Origin of the sequence: Pseudomonas sp. TH15, from assembly GCF_016651105.1 — a bacterium.
Lineage (GTDB): Bacteria > Pseudomonadota > Gammaproteobacteria > Pseudomonadales > Pseudomonadaceae > Aquipseudomonas.
Genome location: NZ_JAEKEL010000001.1, coordinates 3,703,577 through 3,721,291, shown reverse-complemented (window position 1 = coordinate 3,721,291; position 17,715 = coordinate 3,703,577). Strand labels below are relative to the sequence as shown.

General features: G+C 60.7%; 16 protein-coding genes and 2 pseudogenes. 11 read left to right on the top strand and 7 right to left on the bottom strand.

Annotation, left to right across the window (positions count from 1 at the left end):
- Positions 1 to 9 precede the first annotated feature (9 nt).
- Positions 10 to 537, bottom strand: a complete 528-nt coding sequence (locus tag JFT87_RS16670) for a DUF3087 domain-containing protein (RefSeq protein ID WP_201202928.1) — start codon at positions 535 to 537, stop codon at positions 10 to 12.
- Between the two features lie 227 nt (positions 538 to 764).
- Here JFT87_RS16670 and ppnN point away from each other — a divergent pair, with 227 nt between their 5' ends.
- Positions 765 to 2,138: a nucleotide 5'-monophosphate nucleosidase PpnN gene (gene ppnN / locus JFT87_RS16665; RefSeq protein ID WP_201202926.1), complete on the top strand. Its 1,374-nt coding sequence runs from the start codon at positions 765 to 767 to the stop codon at positions 2,136 to 2,138.
- 177 nt (positions 2,139 to 2,315) lie between these two features.
- Positions 2,316 to 3,050 carry a substrate-binding periplasmic protein gene (locus JFT87_RS16660; RefSeq protein ID WP_201202924.1) on the top strand — a complete coding sequence of 245 codons (735 nt, stop codon included), beginning with the start codon at positions 2,316 to 2,318 and terminating at the stop codon, positions 3,048 to 3,050.
- Between the two features lie 118 nt (positions 3,051 to 3,168).
- On the opposite strand, the gene JFT87_RS16655 is transcribed toward JFT87_RS16660, so the two are convergent.
- Positions 3,169 to 4,563, bottom strand: a complete 1,395-nt coding sequence (locus tag JFT87_RS16655) for an FAD/NAD(P)-binding protein (RefSeq protein WP_201202922.1) — start codon at positions 4,561 to 4,563, stop codon at positions 3,169 to 3,171.
- Positions 4,564 to 5,127 (bottom strand): helix-turn-helix domain-containing protein, encoded by a 564-nt coding sequence (locus tag JFT87_RS16650; RefSeq protein WP_201202920.1) that lies wholly within the window; start codon positions 5,125 to 5,127, stop codon positions 4,564 to 4,566.
- On the opposite strand from JFT87_RS16650, the pseudogene JFT87_RS16645 reads away from it, so the two are divergent.
- The 7 genes and pseudogenes from JFT87_RS16645 (at position 5,122) to JFT87_RS16615 (ending at position 12,443) form a co-directional block, all read left to right on the top strand.
- Positions 5,122 to 6,151: pseudogene (locus JFT87_RS16645) on the top strand (DMT family transporter). The gene JFT87_RS16650 and the pseudogene JFT87_RS16645 overlap by 6 nt on opposite strands.
- A gap of 210 nt (positions 6,152 to 6,361) precedes the next feature.
- Positions 6,362 to 9,298, top strand: coding sequence for a monovalent cation/H+ antiporter subunit A (locus tag JFT87_RS16640; protein ID WP_201202918.1), 2,937 nt, complete (start codon positions 6,362 to 6,364; stop codon positions 9,296 to 9,298).
- The gene (locus JFT87_RS16635) at positions 9,298 to 9,642 is read left to right on the top strand and encodes a Na+/H+ antiporter subunit C (RefSeq protein WP_201196321.1); all 345 of its coding nucleotides are present in this window, start codon (positions 9,298 to 9,300) and stop codon (positions 9,640 to 9,642) included. The genes JFT87_RS16640 and JFT87_RS16635 overlap by 1 nt, the downstream gene beginning before the upstream one ends.
- Positions 9,639 to 11,324 carry a monovalent cation/H+ antiporter subunit D gene (locus JFT87_RS16630; protein WP_201202914.1) on the top strand — a complete coding sequence of 562 codons (1,686 nt, stop codon included), beginning with the start codon at positions 9,639 to 9,641 and terminating at the stop codon, positions 11,322 to 11,324. The genes JFT87_RS16635 and JFT87_RS16630 overlap by 4 nt, the downstream gene beginning before the upstream one ends.
- The gene (locus JFT87_RS16625) at positions 11,321 to 11,809 is read left to right on the top strand and encodes a Na+/H+ antiporter subunit E (RefSeq protein WP_201202912.1); all 489 of its coding nucleotides are present in this window, start codon (positions 11,321 to 11,323) and stop codon (positions 11,807 to 11,809) included. Before JFT87_RS16630 ends, JFT87_RS16625 begins: the two co-directional genes overlap by 4 nt.
- A complete protein-coding gene (locus JFT87_RS16620) occupies positions 11,806 to 12,084 on the top strand; it encodes a K+/H+ antiporter subunit F (RefSeq protein WP_201196316.1) in 279 nt (92 codons plus the stop codon). Before JFT87_RS16625 ends, JFT87_RS16620 begins: the two co-directional genes overlap by 4 nt.
- Entirely contained in the window at positions 12,081 to 12,443 is a 363-nt protein-coding gene (locus JFT87_RS16615) for a Na+/H+ antiporter subunit G (RefSeq protein WP_201202911.1), read from the top strand. The genes JFT87_RS16620 and JFT87_RS16615 overlap by 4 nt, the downstream gene beginning before the upstream one ends.
- Positions 12,444 to 12,544: 101 nt before the next feature.
- Here the strand turns inward: JFT87_RS16615 and JFT87_RS16610 are convergent, their stop codons facing one another.
- Complete coding sequence (locus tag JFT87_RS16610; RefSeq protein ID WP_201202910.1) at positions 12,545 to 12,985, bottom strand: DUF3995 domain-containing protein; 441 nt, start codon at positions 12,983 to 12,985, stop codon at positions 12,545 to 12,547.
- Positions 12,986 to 13,079: 94 nt separating this feature from the next.
- On the opposite strand from JFT87_RS16610, the gene JFT87_RS16605 reads away from it, so the two are divergent.
- Positions 13,080 to 13,466 carry a DUF2946 domain-containing protein gene (locus tag JFT87_RS16605; protein WP_201202909.1) on the top strand — a complete coding sequence of 129 codons (387 nt, stop codon included), beginning with the start codon at positions 13,080 to 13,082 and terminating at the stop codon, positions 13,464 to 13,466.
- 86 nt (positions 13,467 to 13,552) lie between these two features.
- Positions 13,553 to 15,525, top strand: a pseudogene (locus tag JFT87_RS16600) (TonB-dependent receptor).
- Between the two features lie 106 nt (positions 15,526 to 15,631).
- Here the strand turns inward: JFT87_RS16600 and JFT87_RS16595 are convergent.
- From JFT87_RS16595 to JFT87_RS16585, 3 genes are all read right to left on the bottom strand, one after another.
- Positions 15,632 to 16,645, bottom strand: coding sequence for an ABC transporter substrate-binding protein (locus JFT87_RS16595; RefSeq protein ID WP_201202908.1), 1,014 nt, complete (start codon positions 16,643 to 16,645; stop codon positions 15,632 to 15,634).
- Positions 16,646 to 16,774: 129 nt separating this feature from the next.
- A complete protein-coding gene (locus tag JFT87_RS16590) occupies positions 16,775 to 16,978 on the bottom strand; it encodes a hypothetical protein (RefSeq protein ID WP_201202906.1) in 204 nt (67 codons plus the stop codon).
- Complete coding sequence (locus tag JFT87_RS16585; RefSeq protein WP_201202904.1) at positions 16,978 to 17,448, bottom strand: hypothetical protein; 471 nt, start codon at positions 17,446 to 17,448, stop codon at positions 16,978 to 16,980. Before JFT87_RS16585 ends, JFT87_RS16590 begins: the two co-directional genes overlap by 1 nt.
- Between the last annotated feature and the right edge of the window lie 267 nt (positions 17,449 to 17,715).

Here is a 17,715-nt window from a genome sequence, read left to right as displayed (position 1 = left end):
GCAAACCTCTCAGCGCGATGCCTGCTTCAAGGCTTCCAGCCAGGCCGGATCCAGGCGCGCCTGATCGGTATCGAGACCGAGCGCCTGCATCCGCTCTTTATGCGCTTCGACTTCGCGCCACAGTTGCCCATGATCGCTGGAGTTACCGTCCAGTTCATGCATCTGCATCAACGCCAAATGATAGAAGCGCAGCACCTTCATGGCCGTCGGATCATTCTTCTCAACCGCGGCCGTCACCTGATGCATCACATTGGTGATGCTCATCAGGTTGCGCTTGAGCCGCCAGCTATAGACGGCCGGCGCCATCCACGTCTGATGCCAGAAACGCCCACGCAACAACCCCGCCGTCAGCAGAAACGCCAGAAACACTCCGCCCACGTTAAAGCGCAGGTTGTCACCGCCAGGCTCGCCGAACAGTGCCACTGCGACGCTGGAAAACAGCATCGCCAGCACCAAAAACAGCACGGCAATAATGATCGTGCTGCGCCGGGTCTGCTGGCGAAAAGTGGCGGCATCCATCGGCTGAATTTCGAACATCACAAATGACTTCCTTGAGCGACAAAAGGGGCAATCAAAAAAACTCGCCGACGCATTATCGCCTCATCGCAGGATTTAGCTATGCTGGGGCTCCTTTTCATCTTTTCATCGTCAAAAGGAGAACATGGCGAGACACCGCAGTTCGTGCCATCTTCTTTCATGGATACATATTATTCGGATGCCAGTCGCTCCTCCTCTATGAATGGCATCGTTTTAAGGATCATTGAATGACCCAACGACAAGTAATCAACGCCTCGGTCAGCCCCAAAGGCAGCCTGGAAACCCTGTCCCAACGTGAAGTTCAGCAACTGAGCGAAGCCGGTTCCGGCAGCACCTACACCCTGTTCCGCCAGTGCGCCCTGGCCATCCTCAACACCGGCGCCCACGTTGATAACGCCAAAACCATCCTTGAAGCCTACAAGGACTTCGAAATCCGCATTCACCAGCAAGACCGTGGCGTACGCCTGGAACTGCTGAACGCTCCGGCCGACGCCTTCGTCGACGGCGAAATGATCGCCAGCACCCGTGAAATGCTGTTCAGCGCCCTGCGCGACATCGTCTACACCGAAAACGAACTGGACGCCCAGCGCATCGACCTGAGCACCTCCCAGGGTATCAGCGACTACGTCTTCCACCTGCTGCGCAACGCCCGCACCCTGCGCCCTGGCGTCGAGCCGAAGATCGTCGTGTGCTGGGGCGGCCACTCGATCAACACCGAAGAATACAAATACACCAAGAAAGTCGGCCACGAACTGGGCCTGCGCAGCCTGGACATTTGCACCGGTTGCGGCCCTGGCGTGATGAAAGGCCCGATGAAAGGCGCGACCATTGCCCACGCCAAGCAGCGCATCCACGGCGGCCGCTACCTCGGCCTGACCGAGCCGGGGATCATCGCCGCCGAAGCGCCAAACCCGATCGTCAACGAACTGGTGATCCTGCCAGACATCGAAAAACGCCTGGAAGCCTTCGTCCGCGTCGGCCACGGCATCATCATCTTCCCGGGCGGCGCCGGTACTGCCGAAGAATTCCTGTACCTGCTGGGCATCCTGATGCACCCGGACAACGAAGGCCTGCCGTTCCCGGTAATCCTGACCGGGCCGAAACATGCCGCAGCGTATCTGGAACAACTGGACGCGTTCGTCGGCGCCACCCTGGGTGAAGCCGCCAAGCAGCACTACACGATCATCATCGACGACCCGGCCGAAGTGGCGCGGCAGATGACCGCTGGCCTGAAAGAGGTCAAGCAGTTCCGCCGCGAGCGCAACGACGCCTTCCATTTCAACTGGTTGCTGAAAATCGACGAGGGCTTCCAGCGCCCGTTCGATCCGACCCACGAAAACATGGCCAGCCTGCAACTGAGCCGTAAACTGCCGGCCCACGAACTCGCCGCCAACCTGCGTCGGGCGTTCTCCGGCATCGTTGCCGGCAACGTCAAGGACAAGGGCATCCGCCTGATCGAAGAGCACGGGCCGTACCAGATCCGTGGTGATGCGGCGGTGATGCAACCGCTGGATCAGTTGCTCAAGGCCTTCGTCGCCCAGCACCGGATGAAGCTGCCGGGTGGCGCGGCGTACGTGCCGTGCTACCAGGTTGTAGCGTAACGCCCCTGCAGGAGTGAGCCCGCGCGCGATAGCGGGCAGGCTCACTCCTGCATTTTTCATATCCGCCCCGCCTAACCGATCCGTCCTGTTTTCTGACACAAAAGCCCCGCAGATTCCTCACGACAGCCACCCTCGGCTCGTAATAAGCTGCGCGATCGATTTTTTCAGGGACGAGTCATGAAACGGATTGTCGCGTGGCTGCTGTCATGCCTGGCCATGGGGGCCAACGCAGCCGATCTGCAACTGCTCACCGACAACCACCCGCCGCTGCATTTTCTGCAAGGCGAGCAACTGGTGGGCTACGGCGTCGAGGTGGTGCAGGCGCTGGCGGCACAGACCGGCGACCGCATTCACCTGCAACAAGTACCGCTGTTGCGCGCCCTGCGCATGGCCAGTGAGACACCCGACACCGGCGTTTTCACTGTGTTACGCACCGACGAGCGTGATAACCGCTATCAGTGGGTCGGGCCGTTGATTGAAGTCGAAACCGCGTTGTACGCGCGCTCCAACAACCAGCCGCCGGTGCACTCACTGGAAGAGGCCGACCAACTGGGGCGCATTACCGTTCCGCGCAAATGGCTGATCTACAGCTACTTGCAACAGCAAAACCTGAAAAACCTCTACGGGGTCGAAACACAAGAGCAGATGATGCGTCTGTTCAGCCTCGGACGAACCGACTTTGTCGTTTCCGACACCTTGTCCAGCGCCGCCCTCGCCCGCGATCAAGGCATGGAGCCCGGGCGTTTGCAGTATCAGATCCCGTTGATGCGGCAAGACACCTACATCGCCTTCTCCCCGCAAACCGATCCCGGGCAGGTCGCTCGCTGGCAAAAAGCCCTGGAAACCCTGCGCACCAACGGGCGACTGGAACAGCTGCGTCAGCGCTGGCTGGTAGGTGCACTGCCAAGATAATTATGGCCATCGCCGGCAAGCCCGCCCCCAACAGGCATTAGTTATAGCCAGGAATCTAAGTGACACCGCAGAACCTGTGGGAGCTGGCTTGCCAGCGATGAGGCCCGATAAAACAACCTCAACCTGAAAGATGCGCCGCCAAGGCCTTTGCCTGGCTCGCCACGTCCGTCACCGCCGTACTCTCCCACCACATGCCACGCAACGGCGGGCCCATGGCAAATAACCGTTGGGCAACCCGCCCTTCGGCGTCCAGCACCGCGCCATCCACCGCCGCCGCAATCCCCAGCGCCAACGGCCCTGGCCGGATCAGCCCACGGGCCAGCAACTGTTGTGGCAGCGGTCGGGCGACCCGGCGCCAGTCGTATTCGATGCCGCTGGAGTTGATCAACGCCGCGCCGCTGGCGACCACCGTTTCAGTCTCGCCACGCCGCCGGATCCGGATGCGCACTTCACCGCCCACAACAGGCTCCAGGCCTTTGAACGATGCGGCGTGAATCCGCAGCCGCCCTTCCTCGTGCAAGCGCTCCACCAACTCGGCACTCAGTGGTGGCGAGCGGTGGTGATGACTCTCCCACCACGGCCGCACGTGCCGTACGAATTGCCGACGCTGCACGTCCGTCGCCTGACTCCACAACCGGCCGATGTGTGCGCGCACGGTGTCGAGCGGTGATTGCCAGTCGATGCCTTGGGCAATGGCGTCCTTGCAATGCCTGCGCAGCTCGCGCACCAGTTGACGCGGTGTACGAATGCTGTGGTCCTCGGCGAGAAAATCCACCCAGGCCGGTGGTTGCCGCCGCACATGCGGCAGCAACCCATGCCGGGAGAACACTTCAATCGGCCCGCGATGCCCGGCCTGTTCCAGCGACACCACCGCATCGACCATGGTCAGGCCCGAGCCGATGATCAGCACCGTGGAGTGCGGGTCGAGCTGCCGCATGGCGGCGACGTCCCACGGATCAAGCGCTGCCGCGTTCAAACCGCTGGACTCGGTCTGCGGCGTGCGGGCGGCGGGGAACATCCCCGTGGCCAGTACCGCAAAAGCCCCCTGCAAGCGTTGACCGTCGCTCAGGGTCAGCCGTACTGAATCATCGAAGGTTTGCAGGTCAACCACTTCAGCCTGCACGTGCTCGACACTCGAACCGTTCAACGCCCCAACTGCTTTCGCTTCGGCCAGCCGTTGCTGCACGTACAGGCCGAAAAGCCCCCGCGGCGCAAACAACTCACTGACCGGCACATGCTGCTGGTCCGACTCCGGCCAACCACCGGCCGCGATGTATTCGGTCAGCCATTGGGTCAGGTCATCGGCGTTGTCCGGGTCGACGCTCATCCTCGCCGCGTTGCCGTTCAACGTATGGCCCAACTCGACTGCGCTGTAGGCCTCGCCCCGGCCGAGTTCGGCGCGGGGTTCAATCACCAGCACTGAACGCTGGCCGGGTAAACGCAGTAACTGCGCCGCCAGCATCGCGCCGCTGAGGCCTCCGCCGATGATCAGGATGTCCGCATTCTGGCTCATTCAGATCACTACATTACGCACAAACCGCGCCGCCACCGGTCCATCGTTGCGATAGGTATGGGGCTGGTTGCTGGCGAACATGAAGAACTCCCCCGCCGCGATTTGCTGCGCTGTGTCGCCCAGCATCAGCGTCAGGCAGCCTTCGAACACAAAAATCTGCTCACTCCAGCCTTCGGCATCCGGTTGTGACGGATAAACCTCACCCGGTTGCAGGCACCATTCCCATTGCTCCACCTCGCGGGTAGCAGTGGCTTTGGACAGCAACACCGCTTTACTCCCGGAAATCGTCCCGGCCCAGGCCAGTTCGTTGATGCGGCTTGGGTCGCGGGCATCCGGGGCCTGGATCAGATCGCTGAAGGCGACGTCCAGCGCTTCGGCCACTCGGTCGAGGGTGGTCAGGCTGACGTTTTTCTCGCCGGCTTCGATCGCCACCAGCATCCGCCGGCTGACACCGGACTTTTCGGCCAGGGCGGTCTGGCTCATGTCGGCGGCGTGGCGCAGCCGTCGAACGTTCTGGCTGACGTGCTGGAGGACCGAAGCCCGCGGGGGAGAATCTTTGTGCACTATATTGCTCACTTGGCAGGGTTGGGCAGTATACTGCGCAACATTCGGGCGCATTGTGCGTCCGCCTCAGGTAGCGCGCAAGGTCATGACGTCGGTGAATTCCCCTCAGGCTTCTTCCCGTTTCTCGCGGTTCAGCAAGGCCGAGTGCGTGCTGGTGCTGATTACCATGGTCTGGGGCGGGACCTTTTTGCTGGTACAGCATGCGATGACCGTCAGTGGGCCGATGTTTTTCGTTGGCCTGCGCTTTGCGGCGGCGGCAAGTATCGTCGCGCTGTTCTCCTGGCGTCAGCTGCGGGAACTGACCCTGTTCGAACTCAAGGCCGGTGCCTTTATCGGCGTGGCGATTATGCTTGGGTATGGCTTGCAGACCGTCGGGTTGCAGACGATTCCCAGCAGTCAGTCGGCGTTTATTACCGCGTTGTACGTCCCGTTTGTGCCGTTGCTGCAATGGCTGGTGCTGGGGCGGCGGCCGGGGTTGATGCCGAGCATCGGGATCATGCTGGCGTTTACCGGATTGATGTTGCTGTCGGGGCCTTCCGGGGCTTCGCTGAATTTCAGTCCGGGTGAAATCGCCACGTTGATCAGCGCTATCGCGATTGCGGCGGAGATTATTCTGATCAGCACCTATGCCGGTCAGGTCGATGTGCGGCGGGTGACTGTGGTGCAATTGGCGACTACCTCGGTGTTGGCATTTTTGATGGTGGTACCGACAAACGAAGTGATCCCGGACTTCTCCTGGTTACTGCTATGCAGCGCCCTGGGTTTGGGTGCGGCCAGTGCGGCGATTCAGGTGGCGATGAACTGGGCGCAGAAGAGTGTTTCACCGACTCGGGCGACATTGATCTATGCCGGCGAACCGGTGTGGGCCGGGATTGCCGGACGCTTGGCCGGGGAGCGGCTGCCGGCGATTGCCTTGCTTGGGGCAGCATTGATTGTGGCGGCGGTGATTGTCAGTGAGTTGAAGACCAAGGGTAAAGGTGCCATTGCGGTCGACGAAGCATTGGAGCGCGAAGGCGAACGTTAAAGCCTTCGGCAGCTCCTACAGGGGTACGCATTCCAATGTAGGAGCTGTCGAAGGCTGCGATCTTTTTGCGCCCGCGGAGTTTCAAAGCGTTGAAACAATGAAAAACCGTCTTTTTGTGCCTACCTTGTAGGATCCTGCCACAGGTTGGCGTTTGGCGATCCGGGAACTGGCACGTATGATGCTTCACAAACTTCCGCAGATTAGAAGCCTATGTCCCTGATAGTTCTACTGCTTCTGCCTTTTATCGGCAGCTGTGTCGCGGCTTTGCTGCCACATAACGCGCGTAACAGCGAATCACTTCTGGCTGGTCTGGTTGCCCTCGCGGGCACTATTCAAGTCGCTCTCTTGTACCCGCAGATCGCCCATGGCGGCGTGATACGCGAAGAATTCTTCTGGTTACCGAGCCTCGGCCTGAACTTCGTCCTGCGCATGGACGGTTTCGCCTGGCTGTTCTCGCTGCTGGTGCTGGGCATCGGCACGCTGGTTTCTTTGTACGCCCGCTATTACATGTCGCCGGACGATCCGGTGCCGCGGTTTTTCGCGTTTTTCCTGGCGTTCATGGGCGCCATGCTCGGGCTGGTGATCTCCGGCAACCTGATCCAGATCGTGTTTTTCTGGGAGCTGACCAGCCTCTTTTCGTTTCTTTTGATCGGCTACTGGCACCACCGCGCCGATGCCCGACGTGGCGCCTATATGGCGCTGATGGTCACCGGCGCGGGGGGTTTGTGCCTGCTGGCGGGGGTCATGCTGCTCGGCCATGTGGTTGGCAGCTATGACCTGGACAAGGTCCTGGCCGCCGGCGATCTGATTCGCGCACATGCCCTCTACCCTATTCTGCTACCCCTGATCCTGATCGGCGCCCTGAGCAAAAGCGCGCAATTCCCCTTCCACTTCTGGCTGCCCCACGCGATGGCGGCGCCGACCCCGGTTTCGGCTTATCTGCACTCGGCGACCATGGTCAAGGCCGGGGTGTTTCTGCTGGCACGTCTATGGCCGTCGCTATCCGGCAGTGAAGAATGGTTCTACATCGTTGGCGGGGCTGGCGCCTGCACCCTGTTGCTCGGCGCGTACTGCGCGATGTTCCAGAACGACCTCAAGGGCTTGCTGGCGTACTCGACCATCAGCCACCTGGGCCTGATCACCCTGCTGTTGGGCCTGAACAGTCCGCTGGCCGCCGTGGCCGCGGTGTTCCACATTCTCAACCACGCCACCTTCAAGGCTTCGCTGTTCATGGCCGCCGGGATCATCGACCACGAAAGTGGCACCCGGGACATTCGCAAGCTCAGCGGCCTGATCAAACTGATCCCGTTCACTGCCACGCTGGCAATGGTCGCCAGCGCCTCCATGGCAGGCGTACCGCTGCTCAACGGTTTCCTCTCCAAAGAAATGTTCTTCGCCGAAACCGTGTTCATCAACGCCACTGCCTGGGTCGAGATGACCTTGCCGATTGTCGCGACCATTGCCGGTACGTTCAGCGTCGCCTATTCCCTGCGTTTTACCGTCGATGTGTTCTTCGGCCCGACCGCCACCGACCTCCCGCACACTCCGCACGAGCCGCCTCGCTGGATGCGCGCGCCGGTAGAACTGCTGGTGTTCACCTGCCTGATCGTCGGGATTTTCCCAGCCCAGGTCGTCGGCCCGTTGCTCGCGGCGGCGGCCCTGCCCGTCGTCGGTGGCACTCTGCCCGAATACAGCCTGGCGATATGGCACGGCTGGAACGCGCCGATGATCATGAGCCTGATCGCCATGTCCGGCGGCATCGTGCTTTACCTGCTGCTTCGTAACCAACTCAAGCGCGGGCGCTTCAAGTACCCGCCGCTGATTGGCCGGTTCAACGGCAAGCGCCTGTTCGAACGCAGCCTGGTGATCATGATGCGCGTGGCCCGTCGCCTGGAGCGGCGGATCGGCACCAAGCGCCTGCAAACCCAGTTGTTCCTGATGGTGCTCGCCGCCGTGCTGGCCGGGTTGATCCCGATGCTCCACAGCAGCCTGAGCTGGGGCGAGCGGCCGAAAATTCAGGGGTCGATCGTGTTTGTGATCCTGTGGCTGCTGGCGATTGCCTGTGCCCTCGGCGCGGCATGGCAGGCCAAGTATCACCGTCTCGCCGCCCTGACCATGGTCAGCGTGTGTGGCCTGATGACTTGCGTGACCTTTGTCTGGTTCTCGGCGCCGGACCTGGCGCTAACGCAACTGGTGGTCGAAGTGGTGACCACGGTGCTGATCCTGCTGGGCCTGCGTTGGTTGCCGCGACGGATCGAAGAGGTCTCTCCGTTACCAAGCAGCCTGCGCAAGGCGCGCATCCGGCGTATCCGCGACTTGCTGTTGTCGACCGTGGTCGGCGGCGGTATGGCGCTGCTGGCCTATGCGATGCTGACCCGGCAGACGCCTAACGACATTTCTTCGTTCTACCTCAGCCGCGCCCTGCCGGAAGGTGGCGGTAGCAACGTAGTCAACGTCATGCTGGTGGACTTCCGTGGCTTCGACACCCTCGGTGAAATCACCGTGCTGGCGGCCGTGGCCCTGACGGTATTCGCCCTGCTGCGCCGCTTCCGCCCACCGAAAGAAAGCCTGCAATTGCCGGCCCAGCAGCGTTTGCTGGCGCCCGACGTGGTCACCGACCTGGTCAACCCGCGTCAGGCCAGCGACACCGCCCTCGGTTTCATGATGGTGCCAGCGGTGCTGGTGCGCCTGTTGCTGCCGATCGCCGTGGTGATTTCGTTCTACCTGTTCATGCGCGGGCACAACCAACCGGGCGGCGGGTTTGTTGCCGGCCTGGTGATGTCGGTGGCCTTCATCCTCCAATACATGGTCGCCGGCACTCAGTGGGTAGAGGCGCAAATGAGCCTGCGGCCGCTGCGCTGGATGGGCACCGGGCTGCTGTTCGCCACGGTCACCGGGCTTGGCGCGATGGCCGCCGGGTATCCGTTCCTGACCACCCACACCTGGCATTTCGAACTGCCAGTTCTGGGCGATATTCATATCGCCAGTGCGCTGTTCTTCGACATCGGCGTGTACGCGGTAGTGGTCGGTTCGACGCTATTGATCCTCACCGCCCTGGCTCACCAGTCGGTTCGGGGTCACAAAACCGCCGCGCAGCCGAAATCCGCTGCTGCGCCGAAATCCGTTGCCGCCAAAGGAGCCGTCTGATGGAAGAAGTCATCGCAATCGCCATCGGCGTCCTGGCCGCGTCCGGCGTCTGGCTGATCCTGCGGCCACGGACGTTCCAGGTGGTCATGGGCCTGTGCCTGCTGTCTTATGGCGTCAACCTGTTCATCTTCAGCATGGGCAGCCTGTTCATTGGCAGGGAGCCCATCATCAAGAACGGCGTGCCGCAGGATTTGCTGCATTACACCGACCCACTGCCCCAAGCCCTGGTGTTGACCGCAATCGTGATCAGCTTCGCCATGACCGCGTTGTTTCTGGTGGTGCTGCTGGCCTCTCGGGGCCTGACCGGTACCGACCATGTGGATGGCCGGGAGCCTAAAGAATGAATGCGATGACGCACCTGATCGCCGCACCGATTCTGCTGCCGCTGCTGACCGCCGCCATCATGCTGATGCTCGGCGAGAAACATCGCCCGCTGAAAGCCAAGATCAACCTGTTCTCCAGCCTGCTGGGCCTGGGCATCTCCGTGATGCTGCTGCAATGGACGCAAACCACCGGCGTGCCTGGCTCCATTGGGGTGTACCTGCCGGGCAACTGGCAATTACCGTTCGGCATCGTGCTGGTGGTCGATCGTCTGTCGGCGATGATGCTGGTGCTGACCGGGATCATCGGCGTCAGCGCCCTGCTGTTCGCCATGGCCCGTTGGGACGGCGCCGGTTCGAGCTTCCACGCGCTGTTCCAGATACAGTTGATGGGCCTTTACGGCGCATTCCTGACGGCAGACCTGTTCAACCTGTTCGTGTTCTTCGAAGTGCTGCTGGCCGCGTCTTACGGCTTGATGCTTCATGGTTCGGGCCGGGCACGGGTGTCGTCGGGGCTGCATTACATCTCGATCAACCTGCTGGCCTCGTCGCTGTTTCTGATTGGCGCGGCACTGATCTATGGCGTCACCGGCACGCTGAACATGGCCGACCTGGCGCTGAAAATCCCGCTGGTACCTGAAGCTGATCGCGGCCTGCTGCATGCTGGTGCGGCAATTCTGGCGGTGGCGTTTTTGGCGAAGGCCGGGATGTGGCCGCTGAACTTCTGGCTGGTACCGGCCTATTCCGCGGCCAGTGCGCCAGTGGCAGCGATGTTCGCGATCATGACCAAGGTCGGTGTCTACACCTTGCTGCGACTGTGGACGCTACTGTTCTCCGGCCAGGCCGGGGCGTCCGCCTACTTTGGTGGCGACTGGCTGATCTACGGCGGCATGGCGACCATCGTCTGCGCGGCCGTGGCGATTCTTGCCGCGCAACGGCTGGAACGCATGGCCAGCCTGAGCATTCTGGTGTCGGCCGGGATTCTGTTGTCGGCCATCGGCTTCGCACAACCAAACCTTATCGGCGCGGCACTGTTCTACCTGGTCAGCTCGACGTTGGCGCTGAGTGCGCTGTTCCTGTTGGCCGAGTTGATCGAGCGCTCCCGCTCAGTCAATGAAATGCCGCTGTTCGACGACGCCGATCTCATTACGCGACCTCCGCAATCCCTGCAACCGACCAAAGGCATCAACCTCGACGACGAACAGAAAGCCGTGGTCGGCCAAGTGATCCCCTGGACCATGGCCTTCCTCGGCTTGAGTTTCATTGCCTGCGCCTTGCTGATCATCGGCATGCCGCCGCTCTCCGGGTTTATTGGCAAGCTCGGTTTGCTCAGTGCCCTGCTCAACCCGCTGGGGATTGGCAACAGCGGTGACGTCCCGATATCAAACGCGGCGTGGGGCTTGCTGGCGTTGCTGATCCTGTCCGGGCTGGCGTCGCTGATTGCTTTCTCGCGGTTGGGTATCCAGCGTTTCTGGACCCCCGAGGAGCGGCCATCGCCGCTGCTGCGACGCCTTGAGTGCGTGCCGATCATCGCCCTGCTGGGGCTGAGCATCGCGCTGACCTTCAACGCCGAACCGCTGATGCGCTACACCCAGGCCGCCGCAACAGCCTTGAACAACCCGGAGCAATACGTGATGGCGGTGCTCGGCACCCGCTCCGTCCCAAGTCCCGAAGCGAAAGCGGCGATGCTGGAGGTGCAACCATGAAGCGTCTGTTTCCTGCGCCGTGGTTGTCCCTGGCACTGTGGCTGTTGTGGCTGGTGCTGAACCTGTCGATCAGCCCTGGCAATCTGCTGTTGGGCGCGATGCTGGGGTTTTGCGCGCCGTTGATGATGCGCAAATTGCGGCCATTGCCTATCCGGATTCGGCGACCAGGGGTGATTGTGCGGTTGTTTTTCCTGATCGGTCGTGACGTGGTGCTATCCAACATCGCCGTGGCCTGGGGCGTACTAAACGCCGGTCGACGGCCACCGCGCTCGGCGTTCATCAAGGTGCCGCTGGACTTGCGCGACGCCAACGGCCTGGCTGCGCTGTCAATGATCTGTACGGTAGTGCCCGGCACGGTCTGGTCGGAACTGGCGCTGGACCGCAGCATTCTGTTGCTGCACGTGTTCGATCTGGATGACGAGGCGTCGTTTATCGAGCACTTCAAGTCGGCCTACGAGCGTCCTTTGATGGAGATCTTCGAATGAGCGAATTGCTGTCGAACGCGATCGTGCTGAGCCTGTTCATCTTTTCGCTGGCGATGATCCTGACCCTGATCCGGCTATTCAAGGGACCATCGGCCCAGGACCGGGTTCTGGCGCTGGATTATCTGTACATCATCGCCATGCTGATGATGCTGGCGCTGGGTATTCGTTATGCCAGTGACACTTACTTTGAGGCCGCGCTGCTGATCGCCCTGTTCGGCTTCGTCGGTTCGTTTGCCCTGGCCAAATTCCTGCTGCGTGGCGAGGTGATCGAATGAATGGCGAACTGTCGTTGTGGGTCGAGATTCCGGTGGCGATCCTGCTGGTGCTCAGCAGTTTGTTTGCACTGATTGGCGCGGTCGGGTTGTTACGAATGAAGGATTACTTCCAGCGCATGCACCCGCCAGCCCTGGCTTCGACCTTGGGCGCGTGGTGTGTGGCATTGGCGTCGATCATTTACTTTTCGGCGCTCAAGTCCGCGCCAGTGCTGCATGCCTGGCTGATTCCGATTCTGTTGGCGATTACGGTGCCGGTGACCACGTTGCTGCTGGCGCGGGCGGCGTTGTTTCGCAAGCGCATGGCTGGGGATGATGTGCCGGCCGAGGTGAGTAGTCGGCGTACCGAAATCGGTAGCTAGATGCGAAAAGATCGCAGCCTTCGGCAGCTCCTACAGGGGAATGTGTACACCCATAGGAGCTGCCGAAGGCTGCGATCTTTTGATTTTGCTTTACCTGCCGATCAGACCCAGGCGACGGCCAACAACCCGGCCCCCAACACCACGCACAACGGCGAATAAGCCCAGGTGTCGAGCCGGGCAAATCTCGAATCCTTGACCTGCTTGAAGAACCCTACAAGGTTCGAATCACCGATTGCCCGGGCAAACATCAGCATCGCGATGGCGCTGATCACCCATTGCAACGCTTTGTGACTGACCGCCGGCATTCCCCAACCAACCCGCATACACACCAACGCAGCAATCGTTAACAACGCAGCAGCCACCACCAGCGTCAGCCAGCCCGACGGTTTGAACGCCGGACGCACCGTTGCGACAAAACCGCGCACCGGCACCTGCGGCACCACCACTGCCGCCGCCCACTGCCCACCCAGCGCCCAATACACGTGCATCAAGGCGATCACCGCAAAAATTGTCACCAGCCATTGAGCCAATACAAAGGTCATGGTTGAAATCCTTGGAAAGGGATTTGAACAAATCATCCTAGTCGGCATTTTTTGAAGTGCACGACCGATCAGCGGTACGGTAAAGTGCCGCCCCATGAGATTCGCCCGAACTGATCGCACATTGATGGCCTGGATGCTTTATTGCTGCGTCCTGTTCAACGTGTTCGCCTGCAGCATCGGTCATGGGCAAATGGTCGGGATGCAACTCAACGGCCTCGGCGGCCAGTTCTGTGCCGTGGACCCGGCAACTCAGGCGCCAGCCTCGTCGAACACCTCCGAGGAAAAGCTGCCGACCCTGTCCAAGGCGTTCGGTTGCCCGCTGTGCTCCACCGGCGGCATGGGCCCGGCGCTCAACTCCAGCCTGACCCTGGCGATTCTCCCGCAACAACACAGCCCGCCGCTGGCCGCCGTTGCCAGCATCGACCTTCCTGCCCGCCACACCTGGCCTTCGGCCAACCCTCGCGCCCCACCTTTCGCCTGATTTTTCGTCTTTCCGATCAGCCCACTTCGCCTACGCGTGGCGTTTGCCTGTGCGCTGTTTCCTAGTCAAGAATTCAGGATTCATCGATGAAACACCTTCCTCTTTTGGCCAGCCTGTTCGGCTGCCTGTCCGTTAACACCTAGGCGCAATCCACCGTCGATCTGGCGCCAATCACCATTGATGGCGAGGCCAATGCCGAACCGGGGCTGAGCCTTGACCAATCCAGCGGTACGGCCTCCAGGCTGGGCCTGAGCGTACGCGAAACCCCGGCGTCAGTGGCATCAACGTATCGGGCGGCTTGGCTCGCCCCGTGGACGCGTGGATTTATGATCGGGTCGAACTGGTGGGCGGCCCTTCGTCGCTGATCAATGGCGCTGGTTCCGTGGGTGGCTCGTTGAATTACGTGACCAAACTGGCCACCCGCGAGGAGCAAGCGGTCGAAGGTCGGGTCAGCTACGGCAGCTACGACACCACCGAGACCGCATTCGGCCTCAACCACGCCCTCAGCGAAGCCGGCGCGGACGTGCAGCACTACGCGCGACTCGACGTCAGCCACAACACCAGCAACGGCTACATCGACCGTCAGGAGCGCGATGCCTGGAGTGTGGCGTTTTCGTTGCTCAGCGACCTGACGCCAAACCTGTCCCACACCCTGGCCCTGGAATATCAGGACGAACATGAGGACAGTCCTTATTGGGGCACTCCGGTGCTCAATCCCAAGGCTGGCGAGCTGAAGATCGACAAACACAACCGATTCAACAACTACAACGTCGAAGACGGGCGCTACGAACAGCGCACGATCTGGGTTCGCTCGATCATCGACTACCGAATCAACGACAGCACGACGCTGCGCAACACGCTGTACCACCTCGACAGCCAGCGCGATTACCGCAACCTCGAAACCTATCAGTACAACGCCGACAACAGCGCGGTGAATCGCTCCACGGCGTATCAGGTTCGGCATCAGGGTGAGCAAAACGGCAACCAGTTCGAGCTGCGCCACGACAATACCCTGCTGGGCCTGGACACCACTTGGTCCGGCGGCTTCGAGTACAAGGTCAACCAGACCACCAACTCGCCGCTGAACGTCAAAGGCACCAGCAGCGTCGACCCGAACAACTTCCAGCCGGGGCACTTCTACGACATCCCGGGCACCAATCCAGAACGGGTCAGCGACAAGACCAATGAGGTCACCACCAAAGCCCTGTTCGTCGAAAACCGACTCGCATTGACCGACAAACTGGCGCTGCTGACCGGCCTGCGTTACGACGACATCGACCTGGACGTGACCAATCACCGGGCCGTGACCGCCAGCAATCCTCGACACCTCAAGCGCAGTTGGGAGCCGATTACCGGCCGGGCCGGCCTGACCTACCAGATCATTCCCACAGCCAACGTCTACGTGCAGTACAGCACCGCCGCCGAACAGCCCAGCGGCACGCAGGACTTTGACGTGTCCACCGGCAAGCAGTGGGAAGTCGGCAGCAAATTCGATTATCTGGACGGTCGCGGCTCGGCGACGGTGGCAGCGTACACGATTGAGCGTAAGGATTTTGCCGTGACCGATCCGCTGGACCCGACCCAAAGTATCCCGGTGGGTCAGCAAACATCCAAAGGCATCGAGTTGGCGACCTCCTTCAGGATCACCGACAAGTTGTTGGCCGAAGGCAACTTCGCCTGGGTCGATGCGCAATACGACGAGTTCACCGAGAAGAACGCCGCTGGCGTGGTGGTCTCACGCAAGGGCAACACGCCGACTAACGTGCCGGATCGGGTCGGCAACCTGTGGCTGACCTACGATTTCGCGCCGCAATGGCAGGGCGGCGTCGATGCGCGGTACGTGGCCTCGGTGTTTGCCGACAGCGCCAACACCATGACCGTGCCGTCCTATACGTTGCTCGGGAGTTTCCTGAGCTACAAGGTCGACCGGCACACCACCGTCACCGGCCGGGTGCGTAACCTGACCAACGAGGTGTATGCCGAGTTTGCGCATGTTTCGCCGGCGTATTACCTCGGCACACCGCGCACCTTCGAGTTAGCCGTACAGACCCGATTCTGAATCCCGACCTGTAGGAGCTGCCGCAGGCTGCGATCTTTTGATCTGGGTTTTTACAACCAACATCAAAAGATCGCAGCCTGCGGCAGCTCCTACATAAGCGGTGCGATTAGAGGTTGGTGGATACTTTATCCGCCACATCCTTCGGCACCCACGCCTGCCAAACCTCCGGATGCAACTTCATAAATGCCTCGGCAGCCTGACGCGGAGCGGTGTGCTTTTCACTCATCTCGGCCAGGGCCTTGTTCAACGGTCCAATCGGCAAATCGACCTTGCTGAAGAATGCGGCGACCTCTGGGTACTGCTTCTGAAACGACGTGGACACCCCAATCGACAGTTTCGAGGCCAACGAACGGGTCGGCTTCGGATTCGGGTTGTCGGCGTCGGTCAGGGTTTTCCAGGCTTCGGCGTCAAACGGCGGCTCTTCCAGCTGAATCAGCTTGAAGCGCCCGAGCAACGGCGTCGGTGACCAGTAATAAAACAGAACCGGCTTGCCACGACGGATCGACGAGGTGATTTCCGCGTCCAGCGCGGCACCCGAGCCGCTGCGGAAATTCACATAACTGTCGTTCAACCCATAGGCCGTCAGTTTTTGCTTGTTGACCACTTCGGAGGTCCAGCCGATCGGGCTGTTGAGAAAGCGCCCCTTGCCCGGGGTTTCGGGGTCACTGAACACATCCTTGTAGCGCGGCAGGTCGCTGACACTGTGCAGGTCCGGCGCCAGCGGCTTGATGCCCTTGGCCGGATCGCCCTTGATCACGTATTCCGGCACCCACCAACCTTCGGTGGCGCCCTTCACCGTATCGCCCAGGCTGGCGACCTTGCCTTCGGCCTCGGCCTTGACCCACACCGGACTGCGCCCGGCCCACTCTTCGCCAATGACCTGGATGTCATTGTTGGCCAAGGCGGTCTCCAGGGTGATGGTGGTTCCCGGCAAGGTATCGGTCGGCAGTCCATAGCCCTTTTCGACGATGATCCGCAGGATATCGGTGATCAGGCTGCCGCTTTCCCAGTTCAGGTCGGCGAAGTAAATCGGGGCCTGGGCAGCAAATACCGGGACCGGCGCAGCGAGCAAACCGAACGTGGCCAGGGTAGCGGCCAGCAACCGTCGAAGTCCTTTCATGCTTTTGCACCTCATGCTGTTCACAGCAATAGCAGGATGGCCTGACAGACTAGACCGCAAGCCTCTGAATACTCAGTCAACTGACTGTAGTAGAGGTTCCTGCTTTTTAGCGGCAAACGAGGGGCGTAATTATTTTTCAGAAGGTTGCTGCAAGCACGCAAGCTCCCTTCGCACCATGCTGGCGTACTCCGCCGGACGCAAGGTGTAGAGCTGTGAAGCCACCCAAGTCAGCCAACCGCCTTGCAGAACAGCCTTTTGTGCGAAAAGGCGCTGGGCCTCGGCTTGCGCACTGGCGAGGTTCTGCTCGTGGAAATCGGCGCGGGTCAGCGGCATTACTCGCTGGCCTTGAAGGTCACCAGTTCACCCTTGCGCCACTTGGCAGCCTTGGCCGTCACGGCTTTCAGGGTTTTGGTCAGGCCTTCCTGCAACTGCTCGTGGGCGGCGAACACCATCACCACGCTATGACCTTCCTTGAACACAATGCCGTGACCGTCAGCTGTCGTCACAAACGCATAGTCACCCAAGCCGTAAACGGTCAGTTTGATTTCGCGGAACTTGATGTCCAGTTTGCCGCCTTCGCGGCTGGGTAATACCGAGGCGCTGAAATGATCGCCGACCTTGAGTTTAAGGCCAGGTTTGTCGTCCACCACCAGGGCGGCTTCGGTATCGATTTCGGCAATGTAAATGCCTTCCGCGTTCTGTTCGGTGACATAGACAAAACGCGACTGAAACTGTTTAACCAACTTTGCACGCAAATCACCCAGTACGAACAACGCATGCATATCAAGATTACTTACTGCCAAGGAAACATCCCCACATCGAAAATGATGCTGTACGCAGGAAAAACGCACAGCAGAAAAAAGCGGCCATGGCGAATGTGTTGCCGAATGAGCCGAGTTGAAATCCTGGATTGAGCAGAGCGCTCATCCATCGCGAGGTAAGTAAGATTACTGGATTGTCACTCGCGCCGTCCTCCCTGACGTTCGCCAGAAGTTGAAGGAAAACATCCTTCTGGGGACCAGAAAAGCCGGACTACTAACTTTAGGGAAAAAACGCTTCAAGAAAAGCAC

Bases quoted from the DNA above. Each gene is read 5' to 3' on its own strand.
- JFT87_RS16670 (WP_201202928.1), bottom strand. From the start codon at position 537: ATGTTCGAAATTCAGCCGATGGATGCCGCCACTTTTCGCCAGCAGACC.
- ppnN (WP_201202926.1), top strand. From the start codon at position 765: ATGACCCAACGACAAGTAATCAACGCCTCGGTCAGCCCCAAAGGCAGC.
- JFT87_RS16660 (WP_201202924.1), top strand. From the start codon at position 2,316: ATGAAACGGATTGTCGCGTGGCTGCTGTCATGCCTGGCCATGGGGGCC.
- JFT87_RS16655 (WP_201202922.1), bottom strand. From the start codon at position 4,563: ATGAGCCAGAATGCGGACATCCTGATCATCGGCGGAGGCCTCAGCGGC.
- JFT87_RS16640 (WP_201202918.1), top strand. From the start codon at position 6,362: ATGTCCCTGATAGTTCTACTGCTTCTGCCTTTTATCGGCAGCTGTGTC.
- JFT87_RS16635 (WP_201196321.1), top strand. From the start codon at position 9,298: ATGGAAGAAGTCATCGCAATCGCCATCGGCGTCCTGGCCGCGTCCGGC.
- JFT87_RS16630 (WP_201202914.1), top strand. From the start codon at position 9,639: ATGAATGCGATGACGCACCTGATCGCCGCACCGATTCTGCTGCCGCTG.
- JFT87_RS16625 (WP_201202912.1), top strand. From the start codon at position 11,321: ATGAAGCGTCTGTTTCCTGCGCCGTGGTTGTCCCTGGCACTGTGGCTG.
- JFT87_RS16620 (WP_201196316.1), top strand. From the start codon at position 11,806: ATGAGCGAATTGCTGTCGAACGCGATCGTGCTGAGCCTGTTCATCTTT.
- JFT87_RS16615 (WP_201202911.1), top strand. From the start codon at position 12,081: ATGAATGGCGAACTGTCGTTGTGGGTCGAGATTCCGGTGGCGATCCTG.
- JFT87_RS16610 (WP_201202910.1), bottom strand. From the start codon at position 12,985: ATGACCTTTGTATTGGCTCAATGGCTGGTGACAATTTTTGCGGTGATC.
- JFT87_RS16605 (WP_201202909.1), top strand. From the start codon at position 13,080: ATGAGATTCGCCCGAACTGATCGCACATTGATGGCCTGGATGCTTTAT.
- JFT87_RS16595 (WP_201202908.1), bottom strand. From the start codon at position 16,645: ATGAAAGGACTTCGACGGTTGCTGGCCGCTACCCTGGCCACGTTCGGT.
- JFT87_RS16590 (WP_201202906.1), bottom strand. From the start codon at position 16,978: ATGCCGCTGACCCGCGCCGATTTCCACGAGCAGAACCTCGCCAGTGCG.